The organism is Bradyrhizobium sp. BR2003 (assembly GCF_009720285.1).
GTDB lineage: Bacteria > Pseudomonadota > Alphaproteobacteria > Rhizobiales > Xanthobacteraceae > Bradyrhizobium > Bradyrhizobium elkanii.
This window is the reverse complement of sequence record NZ_SMYJ01000031.1, coordinates 37411-55936: the sequence shown is the minus strand read 5'-3', so window position 1 is coordinate 55936 and position 18526 is coordinate 37411. Positions and strand designations below refer to the sequence as shown.

Genomic DNA, 18526 nt, shown 5'->3' with positions numbered 1-18526 from the left:
ACGTGGATATCTGGTTCATCGTCAGCAACACCATCGTCCTTGCGTGCATTTACGGCACGCTTGCAATCGGAATTTCGATCACGTGGTCGAGCCTCGGTCTGCTCAACCTCGCCTACGGCTTTGTATTCGCACTCGCGGGCTATGGCGCCTGGCTGTTTGCCCAGCATGTCTCCACATCGGGGCCTGCCGTCCTGGCCGCGGGTATCTTCGCAGGCGCGCTCGGGGGAGTGATCATCTGTGCGATCGGGTTCATACCGATTCACGACAAGCCCAACTTCACCATTCGGGGTCTGATTGCGACGCTCGCGATCAATCTGATCGGCACGCAATTCCTGCTCTGGTGGTTCGGCCCGCGATCGAAGAGCCTGCCGGATATCTTCGGCAACTGGTCGATGTCCTTGCCGGGTGTGGTCTTCACGGCGGACAAGGTCGGGAACGTGGTGACATCCGTTCTGATATTGGCGATCGTTCTAAGGTGGATGCAGTCGAGCCGCCGTGGCCTAGAGATCCGTGCCATGATGATGAACCCGCACGCGGCATCGATCGTCGGCATCGGCGTTCGGCGAACCTCGTTCTACGTCATGGGCATCACGGGCGGGTTGGCAGGCCTCGCGGCCGTTCTCCTCTCCCAGACCTATTATATCTCGCCGTTCGGCGGATTGATGCCGATGATCAAGGGCGTCAGCATTGCGCTTTGCGGCGGGCTCGGCAGCGTACGCGGCGCCGTCATCGCCGCGATCGTGCTCGGCCTCAACGAGGCGCTGACGGGCATATCGATCGGCGGACGCTACGTTCTCATTACCCAGTTTGTCGTGATCATCGCCATCCTATTGATCCGCCCGCGCGGCATCGCCGGGCTGCTCGACAAGGCAAGGGAGGCCTGATCCATGTCCATTGCTGGCGATCACAAATGGCGCAATCCCCTCTTCGTCTGGGGCGGTAAGCGCGATGTCGAAGAGCTCCCGACGATTCCGTTCCACAGCCATCAGGAGGTCTGGGAAAGAACTCGTCAATCGGCGACGAAGCTGAATCCCGTCGGCCGTCTGCGCTACTACTACAAATGGCCAGGTCACAGTGGAACGATGTGGAATCGTCTTCGCTACTGGCCGACGCGCCGCCGCGTGCTCCGCCTGCGCGGGGAGTACAATCCCAAGACCTTGCGCGCGGAGAAGACGATCGTCGACAAGCGACCGATCTGGTGGATGTTGGGGCTTCTTGCGCTGGCGATCGCTCCTCTGTTCACGCCCGGCGATCTGCAGAACACGCTGCTGACGGCGGGAGCCACCTTCGGCATCTATTCCGCCATCAGTCTGTGCTGGATGCTGATCATGGGCACTGCGGGCGTCTTCTCGCTCGCGACCTATGCCGTCGTCGGGACGGCCGCGTTCGTCACGGCATTGCTGGCGGTCAAGTTCGCATTGCCCTGGTGGTTGTTGCCGCCGATCGGCGCGCTGGTGGGGCTCGTTTTCGGCGGGATCATTGCGCTGCCTGCGACGCGGCTCGACGGATTTTACTATGCGCTTCTCACCCTTGGGCTCAACGAGCTCTGCCGGGTCTACTTCGTGACGTCAAAGGAGTTCGGGTCGGCGAATGGCGGCCTGTACGGCGCCAGAACCTATATCCCGGAGGACTGGTCGCAATTGGGGCAACTGCTCCTGGCGTACTACGCCTGCTTCGGCCTGACGCTGCTGGCTTTGCTGCTCTACCGGTTCGTCAACGGCCGCCGTCTCGGACGAATCCTTCGCATGGCGCCCGAAAAGCGCGAGGCCTTCGCCGAGGCGACGGGGGTTAACTTTCGTCAGGCGCGCGTCAGGGTGTTCCTCATCTCGTCGGCGGCGCTGGGCTTCATCGGTGGATTCTACACCTCGAATTTCGGCGGCGTAGCCTTCTCGATCTTCAACTTCGATACCGTGCTGCTCGGGCTCGCCATGCTGGTGATCGGCGGCGTTGGACGTGCGGAAGGCGCGGTGCTCGGCACGCTCATCGTCGTGTTCTTCGACCAGGTGCTGAATACGTGGGGACCGGCTCGCTTTATGATCATCGGGCTCATCATGCTCCTGGTCGTGCTCTACCTGCGCAACGGGCTGTTCGGCATCAAGGCGCAGTTCCGCGCCTGGCGCGACAAGAAGAAGAGCGAGCGGCGATCGACGCGGGCGGAGAAGGGCGGCGAGATGCTGCCCGAGGAGGCGACCGAGACCGACGACAAGAGCGTCATTTACCAGCGGCGCCACGACAAGATGACCCGCGACCATCTCAAGACGCTGGTGTCGCCGGAGATCATCGAGGAGCATCGCCACTCCCTCAACGGGCAGCACAGTGAGGCGCTCGAACGGTTGCTGATCTACTTCCGCACCCGTCCTCAGGTGGAGAAGTACGCCATCATGGCAGTGGAACGCTTCGAAGGCTATCGCATCGTCGCTCTATCCGGACATCGCGGCGTGGCGCCGCGTGTGGTCGAGGACAGGATCTACGCAACGCCGGATGAGGCCTGCCACGGCGTCTTCATGCGGCGCGTGCAGGATCTGCTGGAGTCCTGATCACGGACGAAGCGTGTCCGAGCTGCGCCGGACATTGTGCTCGTGAACGAGGGAGTTGGTGGTGACACCGGTCAGACTTTTTGGATACACGGACAGGATCTCGGTCAAGCCGGGCGAGACCATTCAGTTTCACGTCAGCGCCGAGGGGACGGATACGGCTGAGGCGCAATTGGTGCGCCTGATCCACGGCGATCAGAACCCGGCAGGGCCCGGCTTCGTCGAGGAAGAGGTGGCGTGCACCGCAAACGGCAGGTGGCGGGTCGAACCGCAATTCACCCAGGTGGGATCGTTCCTCGAGGTCGATGATCCCGATGGCCGGCTGGGGTTCGCAAGCAGCTTCACCCTGTTCGCTTTCATCCACCCGACTTGGCCCGCGTCCGGCAAACGGCAAACGATCATCGGCCGATGGGACGGCGATCGAAAGCAGGGCTACGGGATCGGCATCGACGAGAAGGGCTATCTGCGGTTTTGGGTCGGACGCGGCGACGAGACCGAGCGCCTGACCGCCAACGTGCCGCTGCAGGTGCAGATGTGGTATTTCGTGGCCGCGACCTTCGATGCCGAGACCCGGTGTGCGACCTTGCATCAGGTCGGCGTCGGCAACAGGTACAACGGCCTGTTGGGCAAGGTCGCGCTGGTGGATTACGAATCCCGCACCTCTGCGATCTTCCGGAGCAGGCCGGGCAACCTGGCCTCAACTCCGTTCTTGATGGCAGGGTCGCGTGGCCGCGACGCGCAACAGCGGGCGTGCGTGTCGGAGCTCTATTGGGGCAAGATCGACCGGTGTGGCGCATTTGACCAGGCTCTACAGCGGGCCGAGCTCGACACGATCGGGAGCGGGCTCGTGCCCGCGATGGACAGCCTGGTCGCGTACTGGGATACGAGCGCTGGATATACCGACCGCGGCATCGGTGATCTCGTGGTCGACGTTGGTCGGCACAAGCTGAATGCCCGAGGATACAACCGGCCCGTCCGCGGCCAGACCGGCTGGAACTGGGACGGCTTCACCGACTGCTTCCGCCTGGCTCCGCACGAGTTCGGCGGGATCGAGTTTCATGCCGACGCGCTGACGGACTGCAACTGGAAGGCGACCAAGATCGTTACCCTGCCGCGCGGTCTCAAGAGTGGCTGTTATGCCATGAGGCTGCGATCCGGCTGGGGAAACAGCGTGAGCGAGGAGCATGTCGTCTTCTTCGTGCGGCCGGAAAGGCCGCGGGCGCGTATTGCATTCCTGTTTCCGACGCTCACCTATCTTGCCTTTGCGAACGAGCGCCTGAGCTTCGATCACCCGGAGCGTGAGGCTTTGGCGGGTCAGCCGGCTGTGCTGTCCGACATCGACATCGAAATGTATCTACGAGCCGATTTCGGATTGTCGACTTACGACATGCACGCCGACGGCAGCGGCGTGTGCTACAGCTCCTATCACCGTCCGATCATGAACATGCGGCCGAAATACAGGATGCCGAGCCTCGATGTGGCTTCGGGATTGGCTGCGGACCTATCCATCATCGCATGGCTCGACCAGAGCGACTTCGAGTACGAGATCCTGACCGACGAGGACCTGCATCGCGATGGGTCGGAGGCGCTGTCGCCGTACGCCTGCGTTATCACCGGCTCGCGCCCGGAGTATTACACCGAGCGAATGCTGGATGCGACCGAGGATTACATCGCGGCCGGCGGCCGCTACATCTATGCTGGCGGCAACGGATTCAACGCCTCGGCCGGAATCCGCGACGGCGAGCCATGGATCGTGGAGTGTCGGCGTCGCGATGATGGGTACAAGCCATGGGTGTCCCGCTACGGCGAGCACTACATGGCAACCGACGGAATGCGTGGTGGTCCCTGGAAGGTGCTCGGACGGGCGACCCAGAAGCTGGTTGGCGTCGGCCTGAGCAGCTCGGGCGGTGGACGAAGCGAACGATACCGGCGGATGCCGGACAGCTATCACCGCACCGTGTCCTGGATCACCAAGGGCGTCGATGGCGAGATCATCGGTGACGCCGGTCTTGCCAATGACGGCGCCGCGGGACTGGCGCTCGACTATTACGACCGCGCTCTGGGCACTCCTCCGCACACCAGGGTCATCGCATCGTCGGGCGGCCACACTGACAGCTATGTCGTGAACCAGCAGCTCGTTCTCTATTCCTACCTTGGTCTCTATGGGTCATATGACTGGCGGGTTCATGCCGACATGACCTACTTCACCGCTCCCCATGGCGGCGCCGTGTTTGCGTGCGGCTCGGTCGCGTTCGCGCAATCGCTGCCGGTCAACAATTTCAGGAACAGCGCATCCCGCGTGCTGGCGAATGTCGTGGAGGCATTTGCCGGGGCCGGCAGGTTGCCCGGGTTCGCCTGGGTCAACGAGGAAAAGCAGTGGGCCTGATGGATCCGTTAGGGAAGCTCGCTTTGGTACGTGCCGGGGCCATGGTTCACGTCGAACATCTGCAGGTGGAGAGCTGAGGATGCTACCTCTCGAATACGACAGGTCCGAGGACCGCGACATCATCGTCCGGGATCGTTTCGACGGCTTCCGCCGCGAGTTTCTGCGAACGCTCGTCAACCCCGAGGTCATCGAGGAGCACCGGCGGACGCCTTTGGGACAGCACAGCGAAAGGCTCGAGCGGCTGTTGATCTATTTTCGCCAACGCCCGCTTCAGCAGAGATATGCGGTCCGGGCAGTCGATCCGTTCCGGCGCTATCAGGTCGTCAGGCTCTCAGGACGTCGGGGAGTGTCCCCGCGTGTGGTCGATGATGCCATTTACACATCGGCGAACGATGCCCGTCACGGCCTGTTCCTGCGCTGCATCCGCGACCTTCTCGAAACCTAGCGCAACACGCCTGCCGGGCAGGGCACCTTGTCCGGCTTCTCGATGGGAAACTCCGCACCATGGCGCAGATCAAGATATTCGGCTACGCAGACAAGCTCTCGGTGAAGCCGGGCGACACCATTCAATTTCATGTCAGTGCCGACGGCACGTCCACCGCCGAAGCCCATCTCGTGCGCCTGATCCATGGCGACGAGCATCCGCATGGTCCGGGATTCATCGAGGAAGAAATCGACTGCGTCGCCAACGGCACCTGGCAGGTGGAGAAGCAGTTCACGCAGGTCGGCGCCTTCCTCGAGGTCGCCGACCCCGATCGCAAGCTCGCGCTCGACGGCAGCATCACGCTCTGCGCATTCATCTGGCCGACATGGCCCGATGTCGGGCATCGGCAATGCTTGCTGGGCCGCTGGGACAACGACACGAATCACGGCTATGGCCTTGGCATCAATCCAAGCGGCAGGCTGGAATTCTGGGTCGGCTGTGGAAACGAGATCGACTATCTCCAGGCTGAGCTGCCGTTGCAGAAGCAGGCCTGGTACTTCGTCGCGGCCACATTCGATGCGCGAAGCGGTCGCGCCACGCTGTACCAGGAGGGGGTCGTGAACCGCTACAACAGCCTGCTCAGCAAGGTCGCGCCGGTCGAATACCGCTCGCACGTGTCGGAGACATTTCGGTTCAAGCAGAACAACCTGCCCGACACCCCGTTCCTCGTGGCGGGCTCGCGCGACTGGCACGCACTGCGCGGGCATTTCGTGTCGCAGCTCTACTGCGGCAAGATTGATCGTTGCGGTGTGTTCGATCGCCCTTTGGGTCGCGAGGAGCTCGACTCGATCCGCTCGGGAGGGCAGCCCCCATCGGACGGCATGGTCGCATATTGGGATACCACGAAAGGGTATACCGATCGCGGGATCGGCGATGTCGTAGTCGACACCGGACCAAACCGACTCGATGCGAAGGGCTACAACAGGCCGGTGCGTGCGCAGACCGGCTACAACTGGAACGGCCGCAACGACTGCTTCCGGCTCGCCCCGCATCAATACGGCGGCATCGAGTTCCATGCCGACGCGATGATCGACAGCAACTGGAAAGTCACGAAGACGCTCGAGCTGCCCGAGACGCTGCGCAGCGGCGCCTACGCGATGAGGGTCCGCGGCGGCGACGGCAAGGGCTTGGCCGAAGAGTACATCGTTTTCTTCGTCCGGCCCCGCGTGCCCAAGGCGAGAATTGCTCTGTTGTTTTCCACCGCGACCTATCTGGCCTATGCCAATGAGCGCTTCGCGACAGACGGCCAGATCGTGCAGCCAATGGCGGGCCAGCCGCCGACGATCTCCGAGGTCGATATCGAAATCTACGAGAATCCGGAATTCGGCGGAGGCTGCTACGACTCGCACGCTGATGGAGCCGGCATCTGCTACTCGAGCTATCATCGTCCGATGGTGAACATGCGGCCGAAATACCGGATCTCCGCGTTCGACCTGCCCTGGAATTTCCCCGCGGATCTGTCGATCCTCGCGTGGCTTGAGCACAAAGGATACGACTACGACGTCTTGACTGATGAAGACGTTCATCGCGAGGGTGTCGCCGCGATGGCTCCCTATGCATGCATTCTCAATTCTACGCATCCGGAATATCATTCCGAGCGCATGCTCGATGCACACGAGGACTACATCGCCGGCGGCGGGCGCTTCATTTGTATGGGGGCGAACAGCTTCTGCTGTAACGTGGCGTTTCGCGACGATGAGCCGTGGATCATGGAGTGCCGCAAGACCGGTGGACACTGGATAGCTTGGGCCGCACGACCCGGCGAGTATTACCTCGCCACGACAGGGCAGATGGGCGGAATCTGGACCGGCTTCCAGCGCTGGGGGCAGAAGCTGGTCGGCAACACGTTTGCCGGCGAGGGCTTTGCCCACAGCCAGCCTTACCGGCGGATGCCGGACAGCTATGATCCCGCGCTCGCCTGGATCACCGAGGGGATCGAGGGCGAACTCATCGGCGATTTCGGCCTGGGCAACGGTGGAGCGGCGGGTATCGAGATCGATTGCTACAAGCTGGGGTTCGGCACGCCGCCGAACACCAAGATCATCGCATCCTCGGGTGGTCACCCCGACAACTACATCGCCCACGACGAGGAAGGGGCTCACGCGCATCAGGGGTTCAGCGGGACGCACAATTATATTCTGCGGGCCGATATGGTGTACTTCGAGGCTCCAAATAACGGTGCGGTGTTTGCGACTGGATCGATCGCATTCGGCAGTGCCCTGCCCATCTACGGATTCGAGAACAATGTCTCTCAGCTGCTGAGTAATGTAGTGAATGCGTTCGTCAGGCCGGGTCCGCTGCCCGGCGCAGCGCAGAAGTGGGGCTTGAGCACCGGAAAGATTGAAAGCGTCGCTTAGCCCCGAATGCAAGTGCTGCCGGCAGACCGGTCGTCCTTGTCTCGATTTGACGCCGCCGTCCGGCAGCCCTTCCTTCCAAGGAGGCTGTGCCTTCATGGCACTGACTGCGGCTCTGAGTCGTGGGTTCAGTGATATCGCCAGGCGTATGCGGCGCCTTCGCGGAACAGAACTTTTGCGCTCTACGCCGCATCCCATCTCAAATGATACGGGCCGTCTATACAAAAATGGCACCAAAGACCCGCCATCTCCCCAGCTTCCGCAGTTCGGTCGCTTTCGCCCGATATTCAGAGGCGGGCCCTGTCAAGGTGCGTCTCCAAAGAGCGAGAGATGCCGCTGCGAGATTCTTGCACTGCCGCATGCGAAGGATCGGATGAGATATCGCAGTGTCGGTTGGTGTGGGGAAAAGCGGTAGCGCTCCCCCGCTACCAATTCTGCGAATTTGCACCCAAACTACGATCTCGTGCGATTTTGTGCTCCTGTCGGTCGTGCTGGGGAGCGACCAGCGCGACCGTTGCGCTCCCCACCGTGAAGCGACGCGCGATGGTGGCCGATGCGAGACGATCGCTTGGTACTCTCATGCGCCCATTCCATGTCAGAGCAGGACGCAAATAGTGATAGCGACCGCGCGGACATTTGGACGATTTTGTAGGCGAAACCACGGTTCTCGCTACGATCGCGGATCCGCGGCCTTCCTTGTTTTCGTTTTCGGCAAGACGGTCCATGTCAACGCTTGATCCAGATCAACGAGTCTACAGGACCATGGCCTTCTAACCAAGCTCGTTGGAAAACGTCTGTTGGAGGAAAGGCCATGAGGATCACAGCAAAAACAATCACCACGGCAACGGCCACCTTTGGGTTTGCCATGCTGCTCTCCGTCGGCTGGTCGGAACAAGGAGGGCTGTCAATGTCCGTCGAAGGCGCGCAAGCCCGCGTCGGTCGTCCTTTGACGCCTGTAAGTGTCGCGGGTGTCGCGCGTCGCCAGACCCGAAGGGCAGTTTACGGCACGGCGGCCGTTGGAGCAGCGGCAGCAGCCGGCGCTTACGGCTATTATCGCTATCCATCCAGCGGACAGGGGTTCGTCTGCACGCCCGGCACATATTTTCGCGGCGAGGATGGCCGCCAGCACCTCTGCCAGTAGTCGGGCGTAGCGCGGCGATCTTGCTTTCGATCACTCGGGACGGTACTGCCGGTTCTCAAGCGCGTCGCGATCACCGCTCTGTACAGGACCGTTCACGCAAGAGCGCAGCGGCCGCGTTCGCAATGTCCAGACACGATCGCGATTTTTGGGCGGCCGGTCGAAGCAGTCAAACTGCAGCGTGCGATCCGGGCGGCACCATGTATAGCGTCATGGCAAAAATCGCAGGGCGCCGATGAACCATGCCGACCGCCCGCTGTTGGTGATCAAGCACGACGTAACGGAGGCGATCATGACCATTGTCACGGCGCCGGGCCAGAACTCCAAGTCCATTGGCTTCGGACCGATCACGTAGCTCAGAAGAACCAGGGCCGGCGCAACAAGTAAGGCGATCTGTGAAGCGCTTCCGAGCGCGATGCTGACGCTCATGTCGAGCCGCGCCGCAGAAAATGCAAACCGCCATTTCTGCCGCAGCGCCGACCAGCGCCACGATGATGAAGCCGATGAACGCAGGGCTCAATCCCAGTGCCTCGCCCGCTTTCTGCACCGAACTCACGAAAATTTCGCTGACCAGGGCGACCAGCACCGTGACCACGATGAGTGTGCCGAATGCCAGTCCGATCGGACAGTCCGCGCCGCCAGTCTCGCCATGCTCATCGCTTGCGAACAGCTCCTTGTGGGTCTTGAGCGAGAATAGCAAGCTGAGCCGGTAGGCACATACCAGCAGCACGGCAAGGCCTGTGCTGAGAGTTTGCGCCATGGTTTCACCTCGTGCTGGATCGAGGTCGGCGACGGCTGCGGGTGCCAGCAGGGCAACCGTGGCCATGAGCAGCAGCGCGGCGTACATCCTCCCGCCGGCCCGATTGTACTCCTGAACGTGATGGCGGAGGCCTCCGAGCAGAAACGATGCGCCGAGCATGAAGAGCGAGTTGGTGACGATGGCGCCGGCGATCGATGCCGTGACCAGCATGTATTGCCCGGCATGAAGCGCGGCGATCGCGATGATCAGCTCGGTCAGGTTTCCCAAGGTCGCATTGAGCAAGCCTCCGACAGCATCACCGGTTTTCTCCGCGACGCTTTCGGTTGCGTGGCTCAGAAGGGCAGCTAGCGGTACGATGGCCAGGACAGCGAGCACGAACAGGGCGGTGTGGGCGGACGGAGCCGCAATTTCGACCGCCAGCACGATCGGCACGAAGATGAGCATCCAAAAGAGGGGATTATGGCGAATTTCCTTGAGCAGAAGGTGCATGGCATCCCTCGGGTCAAAACGAGTTCGATCCCCAGTTTCCGAACGCCGCGGGCGTGCCATCTTGATCTAGCTCAACCACGTCGGATGCAACGCGATCGTTCGCCAGCTGCCGCCGGGCTGCGTCTGCCCGCATTGCTCTAGACCGCGGATCGAAGTTCAAGCGGCTAGAACTTCACGCGACTACGAGCGCATTGGCTCATCCGGCGAATACGGCCACCATGACCGATCCCCAGGTTGTGAGCAGAATATTCGAGACGGGATAGGCCGGCGTATAGCCGAGCACGACGACGGAGCTGGCCGAGCGTTCCTGGATGGCGGCCATCGCAGCCGTGACTGTCTGCGCTCCGGTCAATGCGCCGAGCAGGAGGATCGGGTTCATGCGCAAGATGAAATGGCCGAAGCAGAAACCGACGATCTGCGGCAACAGGGTGACGATCATGCCGCCGAGCAGCAGGCCGACGCCGGACTCGCGGACGGCGGACAGGAAGATCGGCCCGGCATGAATCCCGGTCAGTCCGACGAACGCTGCCAGCCCAAGTGATGTCATCAGGCTGATCGCGCCGTCGGGGATCCGGCCGAAATACGGCAGACGGGTGCGGAGATAGCCGACCAGAAGTCCGGCGAGCAGGGTGCCGACGCTGGTGCTCAGCGAGATGGTGATGCCGTCGACCGAGAAGCTCAGGAGAACGCCAACGAGGCCGCCGAGAAAAATCGCGAGTCCCAGCACGACGAAATCGATGCTGGTGCTCGGCGCAACGATGACGCCGATGCTCTTGGCCGCATTCTGCACCACGGCTTCAGGACCCACGATGCGAAGCAGATCGCCACGTTGCAGGACGACGCCGGCGGCAATCGGCAGTGCTTCGCCACCCCGGCTCAACGAGCGCAGATAGAGGCCGCGTGTCCAGTTCTGCTCCGACGCCCGCGCGAGACTCGTGCCCGCCAACTCCGGTTTGATCAGGAACACGTCGGCCGAGACCAGGGGAATATCGAGCAGCTCCCGGTCTTCGACCTCCTCGCCGCGCGGTTCGATCAGCTCCACGACGATTCGGCGCGGTGCGGACAGTGCAATCACATCGCCCGCGGCCAGAACTGTGCCAGGCTCCGCCTCGAGGATGCGCTCGCCGCGGCGGATGCGGTGAATGAAGACGCGCTGCCCGGGCACGCGTGCTTCGGCGGCGGCAACCGTCAGTCCCGCGATCGTCGCGTGATCGTCCAGCCGATAGGCGCGCAGTTCGAACTTGCGCCAGGCGGACGCCAGGCCGGGCTTGGCGCGTGTCATGCCCAGGGCCTGCTCCAGCTTGAGCGCTTCCGTCTTCAGGTCGATCTTCAGCATTGCCGGCACGACGATGGTGCAGAATGTGATCACGCCGGCATAGCCGAAGATGTAGCAGACCGCGTCGGCCACCGCGATGTGCGAAACGAACAGCGCGCGTTGCGCTTCGGACACCGGCAGCGAATTGACGGCGTCGGTGGCCGTTCCCATTGCCGCGCTCTGGCTCAGCGAACCGGACATCAGCCCGGCCGCAAAGCCGGGGTCCAGTCGCAGCACGAGTGCCACCACGATCGCGGACGCAAGGCCGGTGAGGCTCACGACGACGGCCATCAGCATCGGCTTCAGTCCGTCGCGTTTCATCGCCAGCACGAATTGCGGACCGACCGAATAGCCCACGCCGAACAGGAACAGCAGGAACAGGAACGATTTCGTCATGCCGGAGACCGGCACATGCGCGAAATCGCCGACCGCAAGGCCCGCGAACAGTGCGCCCGTCACCGGGCCAAGGCTGAAGGCGCCGATCCTGAAGCTGCCGATCCAGTAGCCGGCCGCGATCACCAGGAACAGCGCGAGCTCCGGATAGCGGACCAGAAACTGCTGCAGCCAGCTCAACATTTTCCAGGACCACGGCTACGTCATCAACATAACCAGCACCATGCCCCAGATCGTCAGCAGCGTGTTTCCGACCGCATAGGTGACGGTATAGCCGAGGCCGGGAATCTGGCTTTTCGCGCGATCGTTGATCATGCCGAGCGACGCGGTCGTGGTACGCGCGCCGGAGCAGCACCCAAGCAGGATCGCATCGTGGAAGCGGAACAGGTATTTGCCAACGAACATCGCCAGGATCAGCGGCACGGTGGTCACCACGACGCCCCACAGGAACAGGCTGAAGCCGAGCTTCTGCAGACCGGCGACAAATCCCGGCCCCGACGAGATGCCGACCACGGCAATGAAGACGTTGAGGCCGACCGAGTTCATGAACCACACGGTCGGTGATGGGATGCGGCCGAAGGTCGGGTGTACGGATCGGAGCCAGCCGAAGAACAGACCGGAGATCAGCGCGCCGCCGGAGGTGGACAAGGTCAACGGCACGCTTCCGATCTTGTAGACAAAGGCACCGACAAGGGCGCCGATCGCAATGGCTGCCCCGATAAAGGCGACGTCGGCGACGTCGGTTGCACGATCCGGCCGTCCCAGCAGCTTTGTGGTGGCGGCGACATCGGACGTGCGACCGACCAGGGTGAGGATGTCGCCTCGATTGATCTTGGTGTTCGGCAGGATCGGGATCTCGGTCGCGATCGCGCCCCGGGCAATCCTGCGCAAGAATAGGCCGCGCGCGCCGGGCTCCTTCGCCAGTTGCTCCAGCGTCTTGCCATCGACGTCCTTGCTGGTCACGTAGACGTCGACGCCCTCGATTGGCATTGCGAGCAGCTCACGATCGTCGACCTCTTCGGCCTGCTCGCCGATCAGCTGTACGAGCACATCGCGGCGGCCGGCTACTGCGACGACATCGCCGGCGTGAATCGCGGCGTCGGACGTGGCCTCGACGATCTTGCCGCCCTGCCGCAGCCGAAGGATGAACACACGATGATCGGGAATCAGCGCCTCAGCCTGCTCGACTGTCTTGCCGACGACCGGCCCACGCTCGCGAACGCGATAGGCGCGAACATCGAACTGGTGCCAGGCCGTGCCTGGACCGCCCAGTTCCTTCTTGCCGCCATGCTCCTCCTCGTATTTCTTGCATGCGGACTCGAGGTCGATGCCGAGCAGCGCAGGCCCGAGCAACGCCAGCACGATCGCCGACCCGACCGTGCCGAAGATATAAGTCACGGCGTAGGCGACCGGCATGGCATCGAGCAGCTTCTTGGCTTCGTCCGCCGGCAGGCCAAGCCGATTAATGGCATCGGTCGCAAGGCCCATCGACGCGGAGATCGTCTGCGAGCCGGCATAGAGTCCGATCGCTGACCCGACGTCGTAACCAGCGAGCTTGGCGCCGAAATACGCCGAGAGGAGACAGAAGACACAGACCACCGCGGCGAAAATCGCCTGCGGAATGCCGTCCTGTGCAATGCCGCGGACGAATTGTGGTCCGACGCCGTAACCAATCGCGAACAGGAACATCAGGAAGAAGAACGGCTTGAGCGGGCCTGAAATGGTGATCCCGATCTGGCCGATGATGACCGCGGCGATCAGTGTCGCGGTGACGGCGCCGAGGCCGAGACCCTTGAACGTGAAGGATCCGAAATAGTAGCCGAGGGCCAGAGAGAGGAAGATCGCGATCTCGGGATAGGTGCGGAGCGTCTGGAAGAACCAATCGATCATGATGTCACCCGTTCATGCTGTCACCGGGGCTTCGGCGTACGCCTGCTTCGATCTCGTGCAGGGGCCGAAAAAGGGCGAGCAACCGTATCGGTCGAGATCAGACGGCGGTTAGCGAGCTGGATGTTGATCTATGTCAACCGCACCTGCGAAAGCGCTGCGGCGTCATTGCCTTGACGGGCACATGGCATCGTGACGGCTATCCGTCGCGGCGATCGCACCCCTTGCGCGCGACCGTTGACATAGATCAAGGGTCGTCACCGGCCACCGATCATGCTGCGCGCGATTGCGGAGGCAGGAGAGCGCGTCGCTTCCATGCCAAAAGCTTGCATCGCCCGGGGAGTATAAAATGGCCGATCTTCTGACTCTGAAGAAATTCGAGGCGTTGAGCCCCTTCGAGATCAAGGACGAACTGATCAACCTCGCCAAGACCAATTCGAAGCGCAGTCAGATGCCCTTCCTGAACGCCGGACGGGGCAATCCGAACTGGGTGGCCACGACGCCGCGCGAAGGCTTCTTCCTGCTGGGACAGTTCGCCATCACGGAAAGCAAGCGGGTGATGGAACACCCGGCGGGCATCGGCGGTATGCCGCAGGCAAACGGCATCGCCGGACGGTTCGAGGCCTGGCTCAAGCAACACGAGGACATGCCCGGCGCTCGTTTCCTGACCGAGATGCTGCCCTTTACGATCGAGAAATTCGGCTTCGATGCTGATGCCTTCGTCCACGAGCTGGTCGATTCGATCATCGGCGACAATTACCCGGTTCCGGACCGCATGCTGGTGCACAACGAGAAGATCGTGCACGAATACCTGATGTGGGCGGTTTGCGGCGAGCCGCGACCGACCGGCAAGTTCGACATTTATGCGGTCGAGGGCGGCACGGCGGCGATGTGCTACCTGTTCAAGTCGCTGAAGGCCAATCGGCTTCTGGTGCCCGGCGATACGATTGCGCTGGCGACACCGATCTTCACGCCCTACATCGAGATGACGCACCTTGAGGACTACGACCTGAAGGTCGTTCAGATCAGGGCGCCGCAGGAAAACAAATTCCAATTCACCGATGAGGAAATCAGGAAGCTGGAGGATCCGAAGATCAAGGCGTTCTTCGTCGTCAATCCCTCCAACCCGCCGGGGATGGCCTTGAGCAAAGAGACGGTTGCTAAGCTGGCCAATCTAGTCAGGACCAAGCGTCCGGACCTGATGATCCTGACCGACGACGTCTACGGAACCTTCGTGCACAACTTCCGCTCGCTGCTCGGCGAACTGCCGCACAACACCATCGGTGTCTACTCCTATTCGAAATATTTCGGCTGCACCGGATGGCGGCTCGGGGCCATCGCCATCCATGAAGACAACATCTTCGACAAGAAGATCGCCAACCTTCCGGACGAGGCCGTGAAGGCGCTCGACAAGCGTTATGGACCGCTCACGCTCGAGCCGCGCAAGCTCAAGCTGATCGACCGGATCGTGGCCGACAGCCGTGACGTGGCCCTCAATCACACCGCCGGATTGTCGCTGCCGCAGCAGGTGATGATGAGCCTGTTTTCGCTCGCCGAGATGATGGACGTGAACAAGGCCTACCAGGCAGCCTGCATGGAGATCGTCAACAAGCGCCTGTGGTCATTGCTCGACGGGCTCGGGCTAGCCGACAAACTGAGTCCCAATCCGAACTACGATGCCTACTACGCCCTAATCGATTTCGAGTTCTGGGCACGCAAGAACATCGGCGACGATGCCGTCGAGTACCTGAAGAAGAACGTCCACCCGCTGGACCTCGCGTTCAGGCTCGCCGAAGCCCACGGGATCGTATTGCTGAACGGAGGTGGCTTCGATGCACCGGAATGGTCGCTGCGCGTGTCGCTCGCGAACCTGCCTGACGATGTCTACGACGATATCGGGCGCGGCGTTCGGACCATCGCAAGGGGCTATCGCGATGCCTACGAAGCCGCGACGGGAAAGGGTGCAGGCGCGAGACGCTGACGACGCACGATCAAGCCGTTCCCGGTGTGCCGCCCCGTCGGCCGCCGCTATAGCCCGATTGGGTGGGCCAGGTGTCGGAAGTGATTTCGATCGGGTGGCACAAGCTGCACTGGTCACCCGGCTTCGCCGTGATATAGGCTCACTATCATGGGGAACGGCCGCGACATATTTAGTCGAATCGTGCGCGCAAGTCCGTGGGCTCGCGCTCGTGGCTGGTTGAGTCATTGGCTTGAGGTCCTCGACGACGATTTTGCGTTCAAGATCCTGGTCATGGCAGGCGGGATGCTGTCGACGGCGGCGTTTGCCTTTGGATTGCTGGCGCTCTGAGCGAACCGGTTCGGCGCGGATATACCCGGCGGTGGTGCATGCGCTTCGGCTGCGTACTAACCCGATCGGATGTCGGGACGATATGACGGTGAGGTCCGGTATTGCAGCGTGCGCCACGATCTTGTTCTGCTGCGCGCAGCAGGCGGCCGCATTGCCGCTGACGCCCTTCCGTTATGAAGCTCAGGCCCAGCGCCATTGTCCCGGCGATAACGTCGTCTGGCTCGATTTCCGACGCGGACGCTACTATCTTAAAGGGCAGAGCCGCTACGCCCGCGGTTTCGATGGCGGTTTCGTGTGCAGGAATGAAGCCCGGGAGAGCGGCTATCGACGATCGTTGCTCGGCCTGCGGTGACTCAACCGCGACCGTGCAAGGCGCGCAACGGCCGACCTACCAACCGTAATAGCGCGGCTGGGCGTAGTAGCCGTAACCTGCGCCAGGCGGGCAATAGCCGTACCCCGAGCCGTAACCGTAACCGTATCCGGCGCCGTAATATGGATACGCGCCATCGGCCGAACTCGCGATCGCTCCCCCAACGATCGCACCGGCAGCGGCCGCACCCCATCCGCGATAACCCCAGCCTCGATATCCCCAGCCGCCGTAGCCTCCTCTCCAACCGTGATAGCCCCAGCCTCCGCGCCAGCCGCCACCCCAGCCGCCCCAACGGACCTGAACGGCGCTGCCGTCGACCGCCGCTTTCATGGCAGCGATGTTGGTCGGTAGCGGAGCCGCCTGGCCCGCGCCAATGCCGGCCGTGCTCGCTAGCAAGGTCAAGATCAGCAAGATTTTGGTGTTGTTCATGACGTCCTCCACATCAGGGTGACACGCGCGGCTGTGACCGAATCTTCCGAGGCAAGCCTGTCAGCCGGCGCCATCCGACGTTTGATCTGGATCAAGCAGCCTGTTCCGAGGCGATGACACTGCTTCCGATGTGCCTGCTGACGCCTGATCGAAAGCACGCCCTTGAAAACCCTTCGCCAGCTCGTCGCCGGAGACGAATTCATCCAGCTCGCAATTCGGCTCGGATTGCTGACGCTGCTGATCTGCTGGACGTTCGTCCTGATCCGCCCGTTCGTGCCGATCCTGGCCTGGAGCGTGGTGCTCGCCGTCGCGCTCTATCCGGTTTTCAACTGGCTCGCCGGCATGCTCGGCGGCCATGCAGGCATTGCGGCCTTGGTGCTCACCTTGATCACTTTGGCAATCGTCATCGGACCGGCGGCCTGGCTCGGGATCGGGGCAGTGGAGGGGGTGAGGGAGCTCGCCGAGCAACTGACCGCCGGCAACGTCGTCGTGCCATCGCCGATGTCGGAGATCAGGGATTGGCCGCTGATCGGCGGCCCGCTCTATGACCTCTGGGATCGGGCGTCGACCAATCTGCGCGCCGTGCTGCGCGAGGCCGTACCGCATCTCAAGCCGCTGGCCGGGCCCTTGTTTGCTTTTGCGAGCAATGCCGGGGTCGGGGCACTGAAGTTTCTGCTGGCGGTCGTCGTGGCCGGGCTTCTGTTTCCGAACGGGCGGCAGCTTGCCGCCGCATGCCGCGGCTTTCTGTCGCGCATCGTGCCGGAGCAGAGCGAGCACTTCCTCGATCTCGCCGGCGCGACGATCCGGGCCGTCTCGCAGGGAGTGATCGGCGTCGCGGTCCTGCAATCACTTCTGGCCGGCATAGGGTTCAAGATGGCCGGCATTCCGAACGCGGGCTTGCTCGCGTTCGTCGTGATGCTGCTGGCGATTGTGCAGATTGGAGCGGCGATCGTGCTGTTCCCCGTCATCATCTGGCTCTGGTCGACCAAGGATTTCACGACCGCGTTGGCGCTGACGCTGTTCTTCCTCGTGGTCGGCGTCCTCGACAATGTGCTCAAGCCGCTGGTCATGGGGCGCGGGCTGACCACGCCGGCGCTCGTCATCTTCGTCGGGGTGATCGGCGGGACGCTGGCCCACGGTATCGTGGGCCTGTTCATCGGGCCGATCATTGTCGCCGTCGCCTGGGAATTGATCACGGCATGGATCCGGGACGACCGTGCCCGGCTGGCAGGACAGCGGTGATGCTAGTTCAACTCATCGTGGGATCGGCGGTCAGTGCGATCAATATCGTGCTGCATTCGCTGTTCACCGTCGGCGTGATCGGACTGCTGCGCAACGTCACCCTCGGCGCCGCCGGCCGGTTCGGGCTGCAGCTCAGCGGCGTGATGGTGGCGGCGGCGCTGATCCTGATGGTGGCTCATATGTCGGAGATCTTGGTGTGGTCGCTGGCCTATCTCGCCGCCGGTGCAGCACCCGCCGGAAGCGATCTGCTCTATTTCGCCTTTGTGAACTACACCACGCTCGGCTACGGCGACGTGATTCCGGTCAGGGAATGGCAGCTGATCGGTCCGATGGCGGCCATGAACGGCATTCTGATGTTCGGCTGGTCGACTGCGGTGCTGTTCGAGGTCTTGCAGAAGACCATCGAACGTCAGGCCGGGCTGGCGAAATCCCGGTGA

At 62.4% G+C, this 18526-nt stretch carries 13 protein-coding genes and 1 pseudogene; 10 read left to right on the top strand and 4 right to left on the bottom strand.

Annotated elements, in window-relative coordinates; translation table 11 throughout:
* Positions 1–2 precede the first annotated feature (2 nt).
* The 6 genes from E2I15_RS26105 (at position 3) to E2I15_RS39355 (ending at position 8899) form a co-directional block, all read left to right on the top strand.
* Positions 3–884, top strand: coding sequence for a branched-chain amino acid ABC transporter permease (locus E2I15_RS26105; protein ID WP_137479215.1), 882 nt, complete (start codon positions 3–5; stop codon positions 882–884).
* Between the two features lie 3 nt (positions 885–887).
* The gene (locus E2I15_RS26100) at positions 888–2537 is read left to right on the top strand and encodes a branched-chain amino acid ABC transporter permease (RefSeq protein ID WP_137479214.1); all 1650 of its coding nucleotides are present in this window, start codon (positions 888–890) and stop codon (positions 2535–2537) included.
* Positions 2538–2598: 61 nt separating this feature from the next.
* Positions 2599–4920: a N,N-dimethylformamidase beta subunit family domain-containing protein gene (locus E2I15_RS26095; protein WP_137479213.1), complete on the top strand. Its 2322-nt coding sequence runs from the start codon at positions 2599–2601 to the stop codon at positions 4918–4920.
* Between the two features lie 79 nt (positions 4921–4999).
* Positions 5000–5365: a N,N-dimethylformamidase alpha subunit family protein gene (locus E2I15_RS26090; protein ID WP_137479212.1), complete on the top strand. Its 366-nt coding sequence runs from the start codon at positions 5000–5002 to the stop codon at positions 5363–5365.
* Positions 5366–5424: 59 nt separating this feature from the next.
* Positions 5425–7761: a N,N-dimethylformamidase beta subunit family domain-containing protein gene (locus E2I15_RS26085; protein ID WP_137479211.1), complete on the top strand. Its 2337-nt coding sequence runs from the start codon at positions 5425–5427 to the stop codon at positions 7759–7761.
* Between the two features lie 862 nt (positions 7762–8623).
* Positions 8624–8899, top strand: a complete 276-nt coding sequence (locus E2I15_RS39355; RefSeq protein ID WP_137479339.1) for a hypothetical protein — start codon at positions 8624–8626, stop codon at positions 8897–8899.
* A 166-nt stretch (positions 8900–9065) separates the two neighbouring features.
* Here the strand turns inward: E2I15_RS39355 and cax are convergent.
* The 3 genes and pseudogenes from cax to aspT (E2I15_RS26065) all read right to left on the bottom strand — a co-directional run bounded on the left by cax (position 9066) and on the right by aspT (E2I15_RS26065) (position 13743).
* Positions 9066–10145: pseudogene (gene cax, locus E2I15_RS26075) on the bottom strand (calcium/proton exchanger).
* 196 nt (positions 10146–10341) lie between these two features.
* Positions 10342–12036 (bottom strand): aspartate-alanine antiporter, encoded by a 1695-nt coding sequence (gene aspT, locus E2I15_RS26070; protein ID WP_137479210.1) that lies wholly within the window; start codon positions 12034–12036, stop codon positions 10342–10344.
* A gap of 15 nt (positions 12037–12051) precedes the next feature.
* Positions 12052–13743: an aspartate-alanine antiporter gene (aspT, locus tag E2I15_RS26065; protein WP_137479209.1), complete on the bottom strand. Its 1692-nt coding sequence runs from the start codon at positions 13741–13743 to the stop codon at positions 12052–12054.
* Positions 13744–14089: 346 nt separating this feature from the next.
* Here aspT (E2I15_RS26065) and aspD point away from each other — a divergent pair, with 346 nt between their 5' ends.
* Positions 14090–15721: an aspartate 4-decarboxylase gene (aspD, locus tag E2I15_RS26060; protein ID WP_137479207.1), complete on the top strand. Its 1632-nt coding sequence runs from the start codon at positions 14090–14092 to the stop codon at positions 15719–15721.
* 409 nt (positions 15722–16130) lie between these two features.
* Positions 16131–16400 carry a hypothetical protein gene (locus tag E2I15_RS26050; RefSeq protein WP_137479206.1) on the top strand — a complete coding sequence of 90 codons (270 nt, stop codon included), beginning with the start codon at positions 16131–16133 and terminating at the stop codon, positions 16398–16400.
* A gap of 36 nt (positions 16401–16436) precedes the next feature.
* On the opposite strand, the gene E2I15_RS26045 is transcribed toward E2I15_RS26050, so the two are convergent.
* Complete coding sequence (locus E2I15_RS26045) at positions 16437–16847, bottom strand: hypothetical protein (protein ID WP_196238942.1); 411 nt, start codon at positions 16845–16847, stop codon at positions 16437–16439.
* 162 nt (positions 16848–17009) lie between these two features.
* Between E2I15_RS26045 and E2I15_RS26040 the strand changes: the two genes are divergently transcribed.
* Positions 17010–18089 (top strand): AI-2E family transporter, encoded by a 1080-nt coding sequence (locus E2I15_RS26040; RefSeq protein WP_137479205.1) that lies wholly within the window; start codon positions 17010–17012, stop codon positions 18087–18089.
* Positions 18089–18526, top strand: a complete 438-nt coding sequence (locus E2I15_RS26035; protein WP_137479204.1) for a potassium channel family protein — start codon at positions 18089–18091, stop codon at positions 18524–18526. Before E2I15_RS26040 ends, E2I15_RS26035 begins: the two co-directional genes overlap by 1 nt.